Annotated in this window: 21 protein-coding genes and 5 pseudogenes; 15 read left to right on the top strand and 11 right to left on the bottom strand. The window is 44.0% G+C overall.

The window, feature by feature from the left end:
* Positions 1-30: 30 nt before the first annotated feature.
* Together RS881_RS57685 and RS881_RS57690 are read right to left on the bottom strand one after the other, a co-directional pair.
* Entirely contained in the window at positions 31-477 is a 447-nt protein-coding gene (locus RS881_RS57685; protein WP_315819020.1) for a DUF1761 domain-containing protein, read from the bottom strand.
* Positions 478-529: 52 nt separating this feature from the next.
* Entirely contained in the window at positions 530-703 is a 174-nt protein-coding gene (locus RS881_RS57690; RefSeq protein ID WP_315819021.1) for a hypothetical protein, read from the bottom strand.
* Here RS881_RS57690 and RS881_RS57695 point away from each other — a divergent pair.
* From RS881_RS57695 to RS881_RS57705, 3 genes and pseudogenes are all read left to right on the top strand, one after another.
* Complete coding sequence (locus RS881_RS57695) at positions 692-1534, top strand: sensor histidine kinase (RefSeq protein ID WP_315819022.1); 843 nt, start codon at positions 692-694, stop codon at positions 1532-1534. The genes RS881_RS57690 and RS881_RS57695 overlap by 12 nt on opposite strands.
* A gap of 105 nt (positions 1535-1639) precedes the next feature.
* Positions 1640-1936: a hypothetical protein gene (locus tag RS881_RS57700; RefSeq protein ID WP_315819023.1), complete on the top strand. Its 297-nt coding sequence runs from the start codon at positions 1640-1642 to the stop codon at positions 1934-1936.
* 214 nt (positions 1937-2150) lie between these two features.
* Positions 2151-2392, top strand: a pseudogene (locus RS881_RS57705) (LytR/AlgR family response regulator transcription factor).
* Positions 2393-2458: 66 nt separating this feature from the next.
* On the opposite strand, the gene RS881_RS57710 reads toward RS881_RS57705, so the two are convergent.
* Both RS881_RS57710 and RS881_RS57715 read right to left on the bottom strand, forming a co-directional pair.
* Complete coding sequence (locus RS881_RS57710) at positions 2459-2656, bottom strand: hypothetical protein (protein WP_315819024.1); 198 nt, start codon at positions 2654-2656, stop codon at positions 2459-2461.
* Entirely contained in the window at positions 2653-2865 is a 213-nt protein-coding gene (locus RS881_RS57715; protein ID WP_315819025.1) for a hypothetical protein, read from the bottom strand. Before RS881_RS57715 ends, RS881_RS57710 begins: the two co-directional genes overlap by 4 nt.
* Before the next feature lie 261 nt (positions 2866-3126).
* On the opposite strand from RS881_RS57715, the gene RS881_RS57720 reads away from it, so the two are divergent.
* From RS881_RS57720 to RS881_RS57730, 3 genes are all read left to right on the top strand, one after another.
* Positions 3127-3618, top strand: coding sequence for a DUF5606 family protein (locus RS881_RS57720; protein WP_315824961.1), 492 nt, complete (start codon positions 3127-3129; stop codon positions 3616-3618).
* A 215-nt stretch (positions 3619-3833) separates the two neighbouring features.
* Positions 3834-4793, top strand: a complete 960-nt coding sequence (locus tag RS881_RS57725) for a M3 family metallopeptidase (protein ID WP_315819026.1) — start codon at positions 3834-3836, stop codon at positions 4791-4793.
* Between the two features lie 112 nt (positions 4794-4905).
* Positions 4906-5556 (top strand): M3 family metallopeptidase, encoded by a 651-nt coding sequence (locus RS881_RS57730; RefSeq protein WP_315819027.1) that lies wholly within the window; start codon positions 4906-4908, stop codon positions 5554-5556.
* Between the two features lie 289 nt (positions 5557-5845).
* Here the strand turns inward: RS881_RS57730 and RS881_RS57735 are convergent, their stop codons facing one another.
* Together RS881_RS57735 and RS881_RS57740 are read right to left on the bottom strand one after the other, a co-directional pair.
* Entirely contained in the window at positions 5846-6085 is a 240-nt protein-coding gene (locus tag RS881_RS57735) for a Fur family transcriptional regulator (protein ID WP_315824962.1), read from the bottom strand.
* Positions 6086-6293: 208 nt separating this feature from the next.
* Positions 6294-6881, bottom strand: a complete 588-nt coding sequence (locus RS881_RS57740; RefSeq protein WP_315819028.1) for an SCO family protein — start codon at positions 6879-6881, stop codon at positions 6294-6296.
* A 188-nt stretch (positions 6882-7069) separates the two neighbouring features.
* Here RS881_RS57740 and RS881_RS57745 point away from each other — a divergent pair, with 188 nt between their 5' ends.
* The 9 genes and pseudogenes from RS881_RS57745 to RS881_RS57785 all read left to right on the top strand — a co-directional run bounded on the left by RS881_RS57745 (position 7070) and on the right by RS881_RS57785 (position 11753).
* Complete coding sequence (locus tag RS881_RS57745) at positions 7070-7501, top strand: MerC domain-containing protein (RefSeq protein WP_315819029.1); 432 nt, start codon at positions 7070-7072, stop codon at positions 7499-7501.
* Between the two features lie 123 nt (positions 7502-7624).
* Positions 7625-7791, top strand: a pseudogene (locus RS881_RS57750) (NifU N-terminal domain-containing protein); the annotation flags it as partial.
* A gap of 36 nt (positions 7792-7827) precedes the next feature.
* A complete protein-coding gene (locus RS881_RS57755) occupies positions 7828-8157 on the top strand; it encodes a NifU family protein (RefSeq protein ID WP_315824963.1) in 330 nt (109 codons plus the stop codon).
* A 217-nt stretch (positions 8158-8374) separates the two neighbouring features.
* A complete protein-coding gene (locus RS881_RS57760; RefSeq protein WP_315819030.1) occupies positions 8375-8731 on the top strand; it encodes an SRPBCC family protein in 357 nt (118 codons plus the stop codon).
* 110 nt (positions 8732-8841) lie between these two features.
* Positions 8842-9482: pseudogene (gene pnuC, locus RS881_RS57765) on the top strand (nicotinamide riboside transporter PnuC).
* A gap of 30 nt (positions 9483-9512) precedes the next feature.
* A complete protein-coding gene (locus RS881_RS57770) occupies positions 9513-10151 on the top strand; it encodes an ATP/GTP-binding protein (protein WP_315819031.1) in 639 nt (212 codons plus the stop codon).
* Positions 10148-10423: a glycosyltransferase family protein gene (locus RS881_RS57775; protein WP_315819032.1), complete on the top strand. Its 276-nt coding sequence runs from the start codon at positions 10148-10150 to the stop codon at positions 10421-10423. The genes RS881_RS57770 and RS881_RS57775 overlap by 4 nt, the downstream gene beginning before the upstream one ends.
* 38 nt (positions 10424-10461) lie before the next feature.
* A complete protein-coding gene (locus RS881_RS57780) occupies positions 10462-10908 on the top strand; it encodes a glycosyltransferase family 39 protein (RefSeq protein ID WP_315819033.1) in 447 nt (148 codons plus the stop codon).
* A gap of 77 nt (positions 10909-10985) precedes the next feature.
* Complete coding sequence (locus RS881_RS57785; protein WP_315819034.1) at positions 10986-11753, top strand: hypothetical protein; 768 nt, start codon at positions 10986-10988, stop codon at positions 11751-11753.
* A 26-nt stretch (positions 11754-11779) separates the two neighbouring features.
* On the opposite strand, the pseudogene mtgA reads toward RS881_RS57785, so the two are convergent.
* The 5 genes and pseudogenes from mtgA to RS881_RS62480 all read right to left on the bottom strand — a co-directional run bounded on the left by mtgA (position 11780) and on the right by RS881_RS62480 (position 15503).
* A pseudogene (mtgA, locus tag RS881_RS57790) lies at positions 11780-12291 on the bottom strand (monofunctional biosynthetic peptidoglycan transglycosylase).
* Between the two features lie 235 nt (positions 12292-12526).
* Complete coding sequence (locus RS881_RS57800; RefSeq protein WP_315819036.1) at positions 12527-13120, bottom strand: hypothetical protein; 594 nt, start codon at positions 13118-13120, stop codon at positions 12527-12529.
* 99 nt (positions 13121-13219) lie between these two features.
* On the bottom strand, positions 13220-13498 hold the full coding sequence (locus RS881_RS57805) for a LysE family transporter (protein ID WP_315819037.1): 279 nt from the start codon (positions 13496-13498) through the stop codon (positions 13220-13222).
* Positions 13495-13857, bottom strand: a complete 363-nt coding sequence (locus tag RS881_RS57810) for a LysE family transporter (protein ID WP_315819038.1) — start codon at positions 13855-13857, stop codon at positions 13495-13497. Before RS881_RS57810 ends, RS881_RS57805 begins: the two co-directional genes overlap by 4 nt.
* Before the next feature lie 128 nt (positions 13858-13985).
* Positions 13986-15503, bottom strand: a pseudogene (locus tag RS881_RS62480) (GH3 family acyl-acid amido synthetase).
* Positions 15504-15669: the final 166 nt, after the last annotated feature.

The raw sequence follows: 15669 nt of genomic DNA on the forward strand, positions 1-15669 counted from the left end.
TGTATAACCTGGCGGGCAGTTTTTTTATGGCTATACCTGCGATTTCCACTTAACGCCAGGCTCCGATAATGGCCCCATCAACACCAGGGCCACAATACAATAGCCTCCATTGATTAAAATGTACCGGGTGGTTTTGAGCTCAAACAATGCAACTACAGCAATACTGCAAAACACCCAGATACCGGTCAAAAAACCCGCCTGTGCGCCCCAGGATATATTGACTACAGGGGCGCTTGGACAGGGAACTTGGGGTTCGGTAAGAAACATCGCCAAATTCACGGCCATGATCAAACAAAGCACAAAGGCCCAGCCAAATATCCTGGCTTTATTGCCTTTTTGTACCGCTTCCATGCTCAACTTGTTTTCTTTCATCCAGGCTTTTCCAAACAGGGCGGGAGAATACCATACCCCTCCTAATACGAAGGCCGAAATACCGGCCACCAGCACGGCCAGCCAGTTAATTGAGTTCATGTCCATTTGATTACACTTTAAGGGATTAAATAGATTATGATTAATCGAATCTATTTCACTAATTTTTGGGCACCAACGAAAAGCGAACCGGCATGGAAAAAGAGGCGATGAAACCCAATAGCCCGGCGACGAAAACTCCTATCGTAAGCCAGGTGAACGATATCGGCTTCCGGCTGATCCTGATACCATTTTTGGTATTGCCATTCCACTCGCCACCAGGATGGTAGATCATAGTGCATTTTCTAATGGAGCCATCAAACTCAGCTATGCCTATACCATTGGGTTATCTTTCCTGATCTGGGAAGGAAACCGGTACTTGCTTTTCACCTTACGCAGTTATTTTAACTGGTTTAACCATCCCATCCGAAAACTGGTAGTACTCATCTTTTCCGTGTCTTTTTATACCATTCCTGTCAGCGTATTGTTGTTGATAGGGTGGTATCATCTTTTCAAAGCAGGAGCAGTCAATTGGAATACCCTTACCGAGGCGACCCTCATCATTATGATCTGTGTGGTTTTCATTGTACACGTTTATGAAACATTTTTCCTGGTCAAAGAATCAGAAAATGAGATCTTGAAGAATGCCCAATTGGCCAGGGCAAAGGTGGAAGCCGAATTAGAAGCACTAAAGAACCAGATTGATCCGCATTTTATTTTCAATTCCCTCAACACCCTTTCCCACCTGATAGAAGTAAAGCCCCATAGGGCAAGACAGTTTAATGATAACCTGGCTGATGTATATCGATATATCTTACAAAATAAACGGCGGGAACTGGTATTGCTGCGGGAAGAGGTTCAATTCTTAAACGATTATTTTTCCTTGCTGGTCATCCGGTTTGAAAATGCTGTGCAAATGAATCTCTCCCTCTCCGATAATCAGCTGGATCAATTTCTTATTCCTCCCATTTCATTACAGGTTTTAGTAGAAAATGCGATCAAACACAATGAGTTTTCAGATACATCGCCCCTTGTAGTTAGTATTGATCTGCAACAGGAAACCCTGGTGATCCATAACCAGGTGCATAAAAATTATTGCGCAAATCTTCCTCCCGGATCGGTTTGAATAACCTGGCCGAAAGGTATAAGCTCACTACTGGCAAAGAGATACTGGTTGATGCTACCGATCATGATTTTACCGTTTCCTTACCCGTATTAAAAATTGGCTGATATGCAAGTATTGATCATCGAAGACGAAAAACCTGCCGCCGAAAAATTATTAAAAGCCTTAGAGGCTTGCGATCCGGCAATCCAGGTATTGCATGTATTGGGCAGCATACAAAAAGCGATCGACTGGTTGGAAGAACATCCGGCGCCTGCATTGATCTTTATGGACATTGAGCTAAGCGACGGATTGTCGTTCAGGATCTTTGAAAAACAACGATCAATTGCCCCGTCATTTTTACCACTGCCTACGATGAATACTGGCAGGAAGCCTTTGAGCACAATAGCATTGATTATCTCTTAAAACCCATCAAACAAGTAAAGCTTGAAGCTGCCTTGAAAAAATATGAGAAGTTGAAGCAACACTTTGCTGCCAATTATCAAAGCCTGGTGAACTGGCAGCAAAAACCTACAGATAACGGACATAAAAACGCTTCCTGGTTAAACGCGGATCAGACTACATCAGCATTAAAACAGAGGACATTGCTTATTTCTACGCAACCCACAAACTCGTTTGCATGGTGGATAATAAAGGACAGAAGTTTATCCTCGACCAGTCATTAAGTGATATTGAAGTGCAGCTGGACAGTACCCTTTTTACCGGGTAAACCGTAAATACCTTATCAACATGAGCGCCATCAAGCGCATCAAAACCTATCCCAAAAGTAAGTTGCTGTTGGAGGTCGAACCATCACTCCAGGAGGAGATCGTAATCAGCCAGGAAAATGTTACGGCTTTTAAACAATGGATGGGTCAATAATAAAAAAACCTGGTCCGGTTTACCTACCGAGACCAGGGCCATGATAATAATATAGGGGTCGGTCAATTAGTTGTTACCACCGCCGCCGCCTTGCCTGCGTTGAGGCCGTAAAGAAGGCTCAATCTCATCTTTCCATTTTTTAAATTGACCTTCATCAAATATCTTTTTCAGTTCATCATCCCTATCTGTTGCCATCTTCTGACTCTTTTCACGCATCGCATCACGGTCGGGCTGGCCGCCGCCGGCACGCATGTCTTCCATCATTTTTCCCGGGTTCTGAAATATTTCATAAAAGTGCTGTCAGATTTAGTCGTTTGGTCGGGCGTAAGTTTCAAAGCTACCAGCTTTTCTTTTACAGCCTTGAGTTGTTCTTCAGGAGTACGGCGCTGAAAACCGCCACCACCACCCTGGGCATTGGCCGAATAAATGCCGGTTATGGCTACAGTTATCAATAGGAAGATTGCTTTTTTCATTGCAATAATTGTTTATGTGATGTAATATTGACTGTTATAAGTTGGAAGGCATTGGGAGGGAAAACATGCGGAAATCTTAATAAATTTAACCGGTGGTTAACAAGATGGCCCAGGGTTCAACAGGCTTATGCAACCGGGAGCCCGGATTAATAAAATAATCCGAAATAAAATAGATCGGCAAGATTTGGAACAGGGTTTGCCGAAATCCGTTTATCTTGCATATCCTTTAAAATTTCAGCCCGATATGGAATATGGAAAATAATAGCGGTAACAGGGTTACCGGGATTGTACGAGTTAGTAAGCAGTAAAAGCGATGGTGCTATTGTCCGTTCACTGGATGATAAGTCAACCCGATTTGTGTCTAGCCGGGTACATAATTTCTCACATTTAGAAAGTATTGAGATATATACCGTGCGTGATAATGTGAACCTGGCAAATATTTTCCAGGCCATGCAAAGCAGTGGGGAAAAGCATCCGGATGGTAAAGACAATGGCGCCCTTAAAAAGTACTTTGAGAAAGTATACCCCGACCTCGACTTTGAGCGGGTGTATGCCAGCGACATGAAGAAAATGGTAAAATGGCTGGGCGTTCTTGAAGCTAACAACGTGGAAATCAAGCTACGGGAGTTCTCCGAAGAACCTGCCGAGGAAGCTGTAGCAGAAGAAAAGACCGCCGAACCGGTGGCAGAAGAACCCAAAGCACCAGCTAAGAAAGCCGCTGCTAAAGCTGCCCCTAAAAGGAAAAAGCAGTAGAAGAAGCAGCGGATGAACCAGCTGAAAAGCCTAAGAAAAAAAGCTGCTCCGAAGGCTAAAAAGGCCGGGGAAGGCGGAGAAGAGCCGGCTAAAAAGAAAGCCGCTCCCAAAAAGTCTAAGGACTAGTTTTTACTATATTACATAACCTAAGCTACAACCTGCCGGAACCTGTTTTTCTGCCGGGGGTTGTAGCTTTAGTATTTAAACAATGATCTATGAATTTTAGCGCAGATATTAAGAAACTACCCCGTCATTTTTTACCCGCCGATTTTGTGGTAACCGATTGGGATACCCTGGAACCCTGGTTTAAAGATTTGCTCGAACGGCCAATCGGGAATTATGAGGACCTGGAAAAATGGCTGATCGATATGAGTGAGCTGGAAGCCGTGGTAAGTGAAGATGCCTGCTGGCGGCAAATTAAAATGACCTGTGATACGGAAAACAAATCCCTCGAAGAAGCCTTTGTGTTTTTTGTTACTGCTTTGCAGCCTCAAATACAACTGTATGCGGATAAACTAAACCGTAAACTGGTAGAGTGTCCTTATACAGAGCAATTGGACAAACAAAAATACTTTACTTACCTGCGCGGTGTCAGGAAGAACATTGAGCTATTCCGGGAAAAGAATATTCCGCTACAATCCGAATTAAGCGTGTTGCAACAACAATATGCTGTGATCTCTGGCAAAATGACGATAGAGGTAAACGGCCAGGAATATACCCTGCAACAAGCCGCCAAATTACTGGAAAGCCCGGATCGCGCCCTGCGGGAGACTGTTTACCGTAAAGTAAATGACAGGCGCATACAGGACAAGGAAGCCTTAAATGAGTTATTTACCAAGCTGATTGAAAAACGCCACCAGGTAGCAAATAATGCTGGTTTTTATAACTACCGCGATTATAAGTTCAAAGAGCTGGGACGCTTTGATTATACCAAAGAAGATTGTTATCAGTTTCATGAAGCAGTAAAGCAACATGTGCTTCCGTTGGTAAATGCCATTTACCAGCGAAAGAAAGAAAAACTTGGACTTGATACCTTAAAGCCCTGGGACCTGGAAGCCCAGCCGGCAGGTATTAAGCCATTAACTCCCTTCAAAACAGGAGATGAACTATTACAGAAAAGCATACAATGCTTTGAAGCGGTGAGGCCATTTTTGCAGATTGCCTGCGAAAAATGAATGAGATGAAACGGTTTGATCTGGACAGCCGGAAAGGGAAAGCCCCAGGGGATATAACTGTCCGCTCGCTGAAACAGGCGCTCCTTTCATTTTCATGAATGCAGCTGGCCAAATGAGCGATGTTACAACCATGGTACATGAAGGCGGGCATGCCGTCCATTCCTTCCTGGCACATCCCCTGGAACTAAGTTCGTTCAAAGAATACCCGATGGAGATCGCTGAAGTAGCCAGTATGGCTATGGAGCTTTTTAGCATGGATGCCTGGGAAGTGTTTTTTGATAATGAAGAAGACTTGCTTAGAGCCAAGGAACATCAGCTGGAACGTGTAATTACGATCTTTCCATGGATTGCTACGATAGATAAATTCCAGCATTGGGTTTATGAAAACCCCGGCCACACAGCAACAGAACGAGCAGAAAGGTGGATGGAGATCTTGAACGAATTTTCGGCTGATGTAATCGATTTCAGCGGGTTAGAAAGCTATCGCACCTATAGCTGGCAACGCCAGTTGCACCTCTTTGAGGTACCATTGTACTATATCGAATATGGTATCGCGCAATTGGGGGCCATTGGGTTGTGGATGCAGTTTAGGCAAGATAAGGAAGCAGCGTTAGACAACTATATGAAGTCTTTAAGTCTGGGCGGTACCAAAACCTTACCGGAATTGTATAAGGCGGCCGGACTTGAATTTAACTTCTCGCCCGAGCGTATCCAGGTATTGATGAAGTTTGTGAAAACTGAAATGGAAAGAATAAAACGTTGAGCAATAGGCGGTAAAAAAATACCCAGTTAGTGGTATATGGTTTATTCATTCTAACAATTATCTTTGTAAGGAATAACTGTCTACGATAGTAGGGCGAGCATTCGCCCGAACATCATAAAATAGCTACTAATCAGAGCCTTAACCAAAAGTCCCGGTGTTTCTACATCGGGGCTTTCTTTATACCCGAATCCGACCAAGCTCCATAGGTCAACCAGTCATCTGAACTTCCTGCTAAAACAGCCCAGTAAAGGATATAAGGAGATTAATAACCCGTTAATTTGATCTACGTCTAATGGCAATCCTTGCAAACCCCTGTTACGACCATTTGGAATTCCTCTGGCTGAAATCCCTCGGGAAGAGCCACCGCAGGGATCATTACACTTTCCAGGCAGGTAGTAGTACCACAGGCACTGCACACAAAATGCACGTGATTGTCATGGTGGTGTCCGCCCGCACATCCTTCTTTACACATGGCATAGCGCACTGAATTATCCACGGTAGGAATACTATGAATAATGCCTTTTTCCAGGAAGGTTTGTAACGTACGGTATACCGTTACGCGATCAAACTTTTCACCGGTTCTTTTTCAATATCACCATGCGCCAGCGCACCGCCATTGGTTGCTAAAAATAATTCCAGTATCCTTTACGACTACCGGTTACGCTTAGCTGGCTGCGCTTTAGGATATTGTCAATCTGTGTATCCATGTTTAACTTTTTTAGCTTTTCTGATAATCGTTAATTTCCAAAAAGGTTATTACTAAATCGTTTTTGAGCAACAGGTTCATCCAACAATCCTTTAATATCTTTTTTAAGCTCTTCCAGTTCTTCTTTCTTCAAACCGTCATAAATTTTTCTTACCTGACCGCCTTTATCAACCAGCGCAAAGAATTGTGTATGCAAAAATTGATCATCAATACTCTGCAGGTTATTCTTTGGATCATCGAGCAAATAACTGTTACGGGCAGTATTGTATAAACTGTCTTTCCGGCCTGTCAAAAACCACCAGTGCTGAGTATCTGCTTTTATAGAATCAGCATATACTTTCAACCGTGCACTGCTATCCGTTTCAGGATCGCAGGTATGAGAAACGATCAGGAATCTCGGTTCATTAAGGAAGGCTTCGTGAATGGAGCGCAGGTTGGTATTCATAATGGGGCAAATGCTTTTGCAGGTAGTAAAAAAATACTCTGCTACATACACCTTACCCGCTAGGTCCCGTTCGGAAACGGTTTTACCATCCTGGTTAACGAATTGGAAAGGAAGAACATAGCTCAAAACCGGCAGCTTTACCTTACCATAGCCAGGTATTACCCGGGTGAGCACAAAATAAAAGCCAATGACGAGAACGATGAAAAACCAATATAAAATACGAATTTTTTACTCATGGATGCAAAGTTAGGAAAACAAGGCATAGGGGTTTTTACAGAACCATAGCTCTTAACGGTAGTATTACCATTTTACAATTTCGTTTGCAACTTAGTTGCATATGGATTTTTCCTTATCTTCGCCGCATGAATTTCAGGTTTAACTGGGATGCCCTCGGAATTGCTACTTCAGTAGCCTGCGCCATTCATTGCGCCATCCTGCCACTATTGCTTACCAGCCTGCCCGTTTTTGGCATTAATATCATCGAGAATGTAATGCTGGAATATGGGATGATCTTTATTGCTTTTGCCATTGGCATGTATTCCCTTTGGCATGGTTACCGCAAGCATCATCATAGTTATTTACCGGCCATTGTGTTTTGCGTAGGCATTATATTATTGATTGCCAAGCAAATATGGCATAATTACCAGCTTTGGCTACTTCCTTTGCCGTTATTTTTATCGTTTCGGCCCATATTATCAACTATCGCGCCTGCCGCATACATGACCATGCCCACGCAGATGATTGCGATCATTAAATCAGGCCGGACCAAAAGCGCGGGGGCGCTTTGTTTTTAGAATTAATTCAACAATTGCTGGTCGGTGTTTGTTATTTTCGTACTATAAAACACTGGGATTTATGATTAAAACAGGCAGTCCGGTTATCAGTATCTATACGGAGATGACCCCAATCCGGAAACCATGAAGTTTGTGGCGAATAAGCTTTTGTATCCGGGCAAAAGCATTGACTTTCCCGATGTAGAGAGCGCCAAGCCTTCTCCGCTAGCTACAGAAATATTCGGTTTTCCTTTATCAGGGCTGTTTTCATTGCCAGCAATTTTGTAACCCTGACCAAGACCTCCGAAACAGAGTGGACCGATGTAATACCTACTATACGTCAATTTTTGAAAGAATATCTGGAAGAGGGAAAAGCGGTTATCAATGAAGAAGAAGTGGCTATTATTGTCCCTCAAAGCAGCAATACCGTATCGGCGGATGATGATGATGTGGTAAAACGGATCAAGGAATTATTAGAAAACTATGTAAAGCCTGCCGTGGAAATGGATGGTGGCGCAATTCAGTTCAAAAGTTATGACGATGGTGTGGTAAACCTGATGTTGCAAGGTTCCTGCAGTGGTTGTCCCTCCTCCATGATCACGCTGAAAGCGGGTATTGAAGGGATGATGAAGCGTATGATACCCGAAGTAAAAGAAGTGGTAGCCGAAGCAGAATAAGCTTTTACCAATCGAATTATATGAGCCCTCTTGTTAAAAGCAGGAGGGTTTTGTATTTTCCAACACTTGGCTTTCTTGCCTGCTTGCACTAAATTACACTTAAACAGCCCGCTTATGCTGGTATTGTACATCGTTTACGGCTTCATTGGCATTGTGGTAATTCTGTTGCTAACAGCTCTTTTTTTTACCCGGCAAATACCATATCGAAAAGTCACTGGTGATCTTAAAGCCGGTGCAAGAGGTCATGTCCAAAGTGGCCGACCTTAATTTCTATGCACGCTGGAATCCCTGGCAAATGATGGAACCTGGTAGTAAGATGACCATTAAAGGCAACCCACAAGCACCAGGACATGAATACTGGTGGAGTGGCAAGAAAATTGGTGAAGGGAGGTTGATTTTGCGTAGCATTGATCAAAAACATGTTCATTTTAGTCTTGAATTTATCAGACCCTGGAAAAGCTTAGCCAATGATAATTGGTTATTTGAAGAATGGGGTAATGGCGAAACAAAAGTAACCTGGCAAAACAATGGAGATCTTCCCTACCCCATGGCGCGGCTCATGGGTCCCTTCTAAATAAGAACCTCAATAAGCAATTTGAAGAAGGGCTACGCAACCTGAAAAAGCTGTGCGAAGGAGCATAATGTTCGGCAGCGTACAAACAATTATCTTGCAGCCCCATTTACATGAGTTTACCAGAAATTGTACAGCAATTGGTGTACGGGATTAAGCACACCTCCCTGCTAGAATACATAGCCGTATTCACAGGAATTGCCAGCGTGTGGTTTGCCCGGATTGAGCATATCTGGGTTTATCCCGTTGGGCTTGTCAGCACCATTATTTATACCTGGCTCAGTTTACAGGCACATTTGCCAGGTGAGGCCAGTGTAAATATTTATTATACGTTAATGAGTATTTATGGCTGGATACTGTGGGCTAAAAAGGATGCCCGGCAACATCATATTGTAGTGATACAACATGCCACCAAAAAGAATGGCTACAGCATTTCTTGTTTTTTGGGGCTTTCTACATCGCCTTATTCAGCGCACTTACCTGGTTACGGTCTATCTTTTCACCCGAGATCATTCCCTGGGCAGATGCCTTTGCTTCCGCTACTGCTTATACGGGCATGTGGCTGATGGCAAAGAAAAAAGTGGAGAGCTGGTATTGGTGGATCGGCACCAATATTGCCTCCATCCCCCTTTACTTTATCAAAGGTTATGTGCTTACCAGCCTGTTTTATTTCATCCTGCTGATGATGGCAGGTTTTGGCTGGGCAGAGTGGAATAAACGGGCAAAGCTGGCAAAACAGACGCCAGCCTATTGATTCAACTGTATATTTGATCATTGTTGACCCATGATAAAAAAAGTGGTAGCAGTAGGGCCTGAATCAACAGGCAAAAGCACCTTGTGTGATCAACTGGCTGGTCATTATGCTACGGCCTGGGTACCCGAGTATGCACGTGAATACCTGTTAAAGCAGGGACCCCAATACAACTATGACGACCTACTGGTCATTGCCCAACGGCAAATAGCCCAGGAGGACCAATATGCGACAACATTAGAGCAGAATAAAAAAGAAACTACTTTATTGTTCGTTGATACAGATTTGTATGTAATGAAGGTTTGGTGTGAATATGTATTTGGCAAATGCCATACCTGGATACTGGACCAGATCGCAACAAGACCATACGACCTTTATTTGTTGTGCGATACTGACCTGCCCTGGACGAAAGATCCATTGCGCGAATATCCCGACCTGGAAAGCAGGTGGGAACTGTATCATATTTATAAAGATCTCATGTTAAACCAGCCCGTTCCGTGGATAAATATTTCAGGCGATTACGAACAACGATTTCAAACAGCTGTTAAAGGGGTAGAAGAATTACTAAAAATAAGTGCATGCCATAGCTTTGCGACTTTCGTTTGTTCGATATGCTTAGTTTTATCAAGAGGAATCATCAACTGCTATTTTATATTGCCTGGTTCCTGGTGAACCTGATCCAGGCTGGCTACACAGAGTTGTTTGATGATGAAGCTTATTACTGGGTATATGCTCAGTTCCCCGACTGGGGTTATTTTGACCACCCTCCACTGATTGCCTTACTGATCAAAGCAGGTTATTCCATCTTCCCCAATGAACTGGGTGTTCGTTTTTTCATTGTATTGCTCAATACCGCTACCATTTTTATCACCCGGCAATTACTTCCTAAAAAGATGACTACCTTTTTTATGCTATTGCCTGTTCCATTGCTATTGTACAGATAGGGGCATTATAGCAGTACCCGATATTCCCTCTTGTTTTTGTGGCCTTGTTTTTCTGGCTCTATCAACGCTTTATTGAGCGAATGACTATTGGTTGGTCAATATTGCTGGGGTTGAGCATCGCGTTGATGCTTTACAGCAAATACCATGGCCTGTTGATTGCGGTAACCACCCTGGCCTCCAATCCAAAATTGTTTACCCGTTACCAAACCTATATTGTAATGGTGATAGCGCTGGTAGCTTTTGCACCCCATCTTTACTGGCAGTACACACGTGGATTTCCATCTGTTCAATACCATTTATTTGAACGTAGTTCCGGCCCTTATGATACCCGCTTTACCATTGAATACCTGGTAGGTCAGCTAGCCCTGGCTGGCCCCTTAATGGGATGGTTATTACTGAAAGCTGCATTCGATTATAAACCCGCCCAGGGCCTGGAGCGGGCTTTAAAATTTTCCCTGATCGGGTTTTATGGGTTTTCCTGCTGAGCAGTTTCAGGGGCCGGATCGAAGCCAACTGGACCGTACCAGCTTTTATTGCATTAATAGTGTTGAGCCACCAATACTTGTCGCGGAATGACGCTTTGCGCACCTGGTTGTACAAGAGCGTTCCTATTACGGTGATCTTTGTGTTGCTGGTGCGGGTTTATATGCTGACGGTAATACCCCGGGCCCAATGGTTTCCGAAAGATGAGTTCCATGAAAATAAAACATGGGTCAAAGCGGTACAGGAAAGAGCGCAAGGCCTGCCGGTAGTATTCATCGGCTCCTATCAAAAAGCTTCAAAATATTGGTTTTATTCCCAACGTCCATCCCTATCAATGAATGATATTGATTACCGCCGAAACAATTACAATTTCTGGCCGTTGGAAGATTCACTGATCGGTAAAAAAGTAATGGTAGTGGGTGTTTATGATAGTGTAACACAGATCGACCCCATTAAAGAACTGGGCAACAAGGCTAGTCACATCTTTAACCCCTATTTCTCTTTCTCTAAAGTAAATATCCGGTATAAAGGAAAACCTGAAATGATCAATAAACAGTTTACAGTGCAGGGGGTTATTGAAACCCCTCCGGGCTACCTGCCTATTTTTCAACAAGCGCCCTTTGATACCGTTTCCATACAATTGGCTTTTGAAAACGAAAATGAGAAGATCCTTTCTTTCCCCACAGGTTTAACCGTGCGGCAAATTAAACAGGCTTGTCAGCCCTTCCGTATACAGGTACCGGTTTCTTTGCCCAGGGGTAAGTATACTTTCCGTTTTGCTATTAGCACTTGCATACCTAAAAGCCGTTCTATGAATAGTACGGGTACTAAGATCATTCATGAATAGGCCGGTGAGCGTGGGTGGTTGGTAAGCTACTGCGTCAGTTTTTGTATGTCTTCATCATCCTGGAGATTGGTCATTTGACGGAGTACCCAGGGATATTTCCAGGCCACGTAGCGGGAAACGGGCTTTACCGTATACTCTTTGGGATTGGGTAAGGAGGCAGCGATCATAGCAGCTTCCTGGCGGGTGAGTTTACGGGCAGGTTTTTTGAAATTGGCCTGGGCAGCAGCTTCAATACCAAAAACACCCTTCCCCATTTCAGCAACATTAAGGTACATTTCCAGGATGCGTTTTTTACCCCAGATCAGTTCGATCATGAAAGTAAAATACACTTCCAGTCCCTTCCGAAACCAGCTACGACCCTGCCATAGAAATACATTTTTGGCTACCTGCTGGCTAATGGTGGAGGCCCCTTTGATACGGTTGGGTCTTTTTCATTGTTCTTCATCGCCTTCTCAATATGCTTCCAGTCAAAACCATTGTGATCGGGAAACAATTGGTCTTCCGAGCAAATAACCGCAAGGCGTGCATAGGGCGACATTTCTTTGATGGACACATAATCCCGTTTTAGGCCATGGCCGCTGATCCAGCTACCCAGTTGAGTAAGCGTGATCGGGGATCCACCCACTTGAGCAGGAGGATATAGAACAACTGGAAAATGAAGAGGAAAATAAAGACTCGTTTCAGGATTCGCCAAATACGAAGACCCAATCCCCTGGTTTTGATGGCCATGCCGGGTTAAATTGCTTGGGTGCAAGATAATCCGAAACCGGGTATTAAAACGACTTTTTAAGATCGGCAGCCTTGATATAAACTACTTTATACTTACCGCCAGCCTTATCTCTTTTAGCCCGCGTGTGCTCCCAAAGATAGCCAGCCACGGCTACAGCAGCTGCCACCCCAAGGGTAACCAGTTTACCATCATCATTGAAAGATTCTTTGCGGTAAATGGTATTTACAGTTTCCAAAATAATATAACCCACACCTGCTACCATCATGATCTTGGGAACCACTATCTGGGCAAACCCTTTTTTTCGGCCGCCCCATTGGTATTTACCGGAATAATTGAACCGGCTGATCTCCCGGTAGTCTATTCCTATGGCAAATCTGACGGTATCCAGTTCGGTGCCAAATTCCGTCCCCCTTAGCCTGGTTTCTTCCTGGCGGATGAATAGTGAGTCATTCCTGATATCCGTAATAAAGCCATTGATGTTATATCCCTGGTGGGTTTGCGCCGAAATAAAAGCACCCGGATAAAAGGTCTTGATGGTGCGGTTATTCCATTTCTTGAGAACAATAAAATCCGATTGCTGAGTGTAAGAAAGCAGTGAACTGAACAATACCGTTATGAGAAGTACAGTTGTTTTCATGTAAGGCCAAGTTACAGCGGTAAGCTAATTAAATGAACTAAGGTTTTGTTAAGACTAACATTGCAAACGGTCAATAGTTGCAATCAGCCCTGGCAATTCCTATATATCCTTGGATAAAAATACGGTGCCATACAATAACGCCATACCAAAACCGACCAGTATTACCCCCGAGACTTTATTAATAACATTGATATTGTGCAGGGTCAGCCTATTGCGGAGTTTCCCGGCCAGTAATACTTTAAAAATGTCAGCTGCAATATTCAAAGCTAAACAAACAGCAAAAATAATAATCCTTTGTTGAAAGCTGAATTTGGCGCCGAGGGCAGTGGCCGTGCCCAGCCAGAAAATAAAAACACTGGGGTTGAGTGTATTGATCAAAAGCCACTGGAAAATATTTTGAGCATATCCCGCTTACGGAAACGAATAATTTTACCCTCCGCGTCTGTACGCAGGGTCACTTTTTTGAAAAAGAGATAAAAGATACCCATGACGACCAGGAAAGCACTGCCAATGTAACCGATGATATTTTTATATTCCAGCAATTCGCTCACCAATGCCGAAAAAGCATTGCTGATAACCACCAGCACAATATCACTTACCCATACACCGGCCACGAAGCTAAACCCACCGGTATGGCCATTGTTCAGGCTTTGTTTGATCACCGTAAAGATCACCGGCCCTACCGACAAAGCAAGGATACACCCCAGCATTAATCCATTGATGATGGCTTCCCACATGCGCTAATAGAAGGTAATGTGAAATTAAAACGACAATTTACAAATAATCAGACGAGTGAAAAAGAACAAGTTACATACCCGGCCTTTTACATATAGGTAAGAAGTATGCTGGTATTGCCCCCAGATCATTAAATAGCACCGGTTTCGAGGAATTTGACCCAGTCCTCATACATTTTGCCCTTCATCACACGGGGAAACTTGTGCTGGCCCCCTATTTTACCTTTGAGACGCATGAATTCCATAAAACTGGATTCCGGAAGTATTTTGAGGTAAACATCTTTGAGTGCGCTATTTCTTTCCACCGCATAATCATCATTCAGGTCTTTCAGCTTTTGGTCTATTTTTCACGTACCAGTTCCGCCTCCACCTTATCATCGCAGGCTATCCACCATTGATGGGCAAAGAAAAGACCATGGGGAACGCCCGCTACCGTAAATTCAGGGATACAGAGGTTCATTTCATCCGCCACCAGTTGCACCGCCTTATTCATATTGTCTACACTCAGGTGCTCACCCACCAAACTTAGGAAGTGCTTGGTACGGCCAGTGATGATTATTTCGCAACGCTCTTTGTCCACAAATCGAACCGTATCTCCAATCAGGTAACGCCAGGCGCCGGCGGTGGTGCTGATGAGGATCGCATAATCCTTCCCTTCTTCCACTTCATGGATCATCAACACTTCTGCATCATCAACAACATTCCCTTCTCCATCAAAATTCTTATCATTAAAAGGTATGAACTCAAAAAGATATGATCGTTGAGCGAAAGGTGCATGCCTTTGGCAAACTGCCTGTCCTGGTAAGCCAAAAAGCCTTCGGAGGCCAGGTAGGTCTCAATATAAGTGAGTGGTTTGGCCACCAGCTTTTCAAATCCTTTTTATAGGGTTCAAAAGACACGCCGCCATGCACAAAGAAAGCCAGGTTGGGCCACATGTCGTGGATACTTTTGAGCTTATACCGCTCAATGATCTTTTCCATGCACATCTGGATCAGGCAGGCACACCCACCACGAAACCAATATCCCAGTTGGGGCTTCTTCTACTATGGCTTCCAGCTTCTGGTTCCAGTCTTTGGTGCGTGCTATCTTTTTCCAGGTTTATAAAAGGGAGAGAACCAGAATGGTACTTTTTAGCAGTAATGCCGCTTAGGTCGCCCGCATAGTAGCCGGGACCTTTTTTGCAGGTCGGTACTGCCACCCAGCATCAGCCAGCCTTTGCCAACACTTTTAGCGGGATATCGTGGTAAGTGCGCAGCGTGAGCAATTGCTTGATCATCACAATGCGGTTGCCCCGCATCAGGTCGTTGGTAATGGGCAGGTATTTACTGGCCGATTCGGAAGTGCCGGAACTAAGGGCAAAGAATTTGATCTTACCGGGCCAGCAAATATCGGGTCGCCCTTCCAGGGTTTTATGCCACCAGGCTTCGTAGATCTTATTGTAATCGTACGTGGGAACCAGTTGCTGGAACTTTTACCGGCATGCTTGCTCAGCAGGATCTCATCGAACCGGTAGGTTTGTCCAAACTCCGTAAAGCGGGCTTTTTCAGCAATTTCCTCAATACCCTAAGCTGTTGCCGACGCGGCGATCGGGCAGGCAAGCGTAAGGCTCTTGCTATAGAAGGGGGTAAGGAAATATCAATTAATGCCATTACATTCTAAGCCGGTTTGGTCAGGCAAATTCAAAATTAAGGGATTAGAGGGAATTGTAATGCTTAAATGACCCGTTCCAGGGTACCAACTGTCAAAAAGTCGGCTATACTTTAACTTTCTGCCTATAAGAAAAGGATTCACCGGGGCGATTAAACGCAAAATCAT

This window comes from Paraflavitalea speifideaquila (assembly GCF_032395985.1).
In the GTDB taxonomy this organism is placed as follows: Bacteria; Bacteroidota; Bacteroidia; order Chitinophagales; family Chitinophagaceae; genus Paraflavitalea; species Paraflavitalea speifideaquila.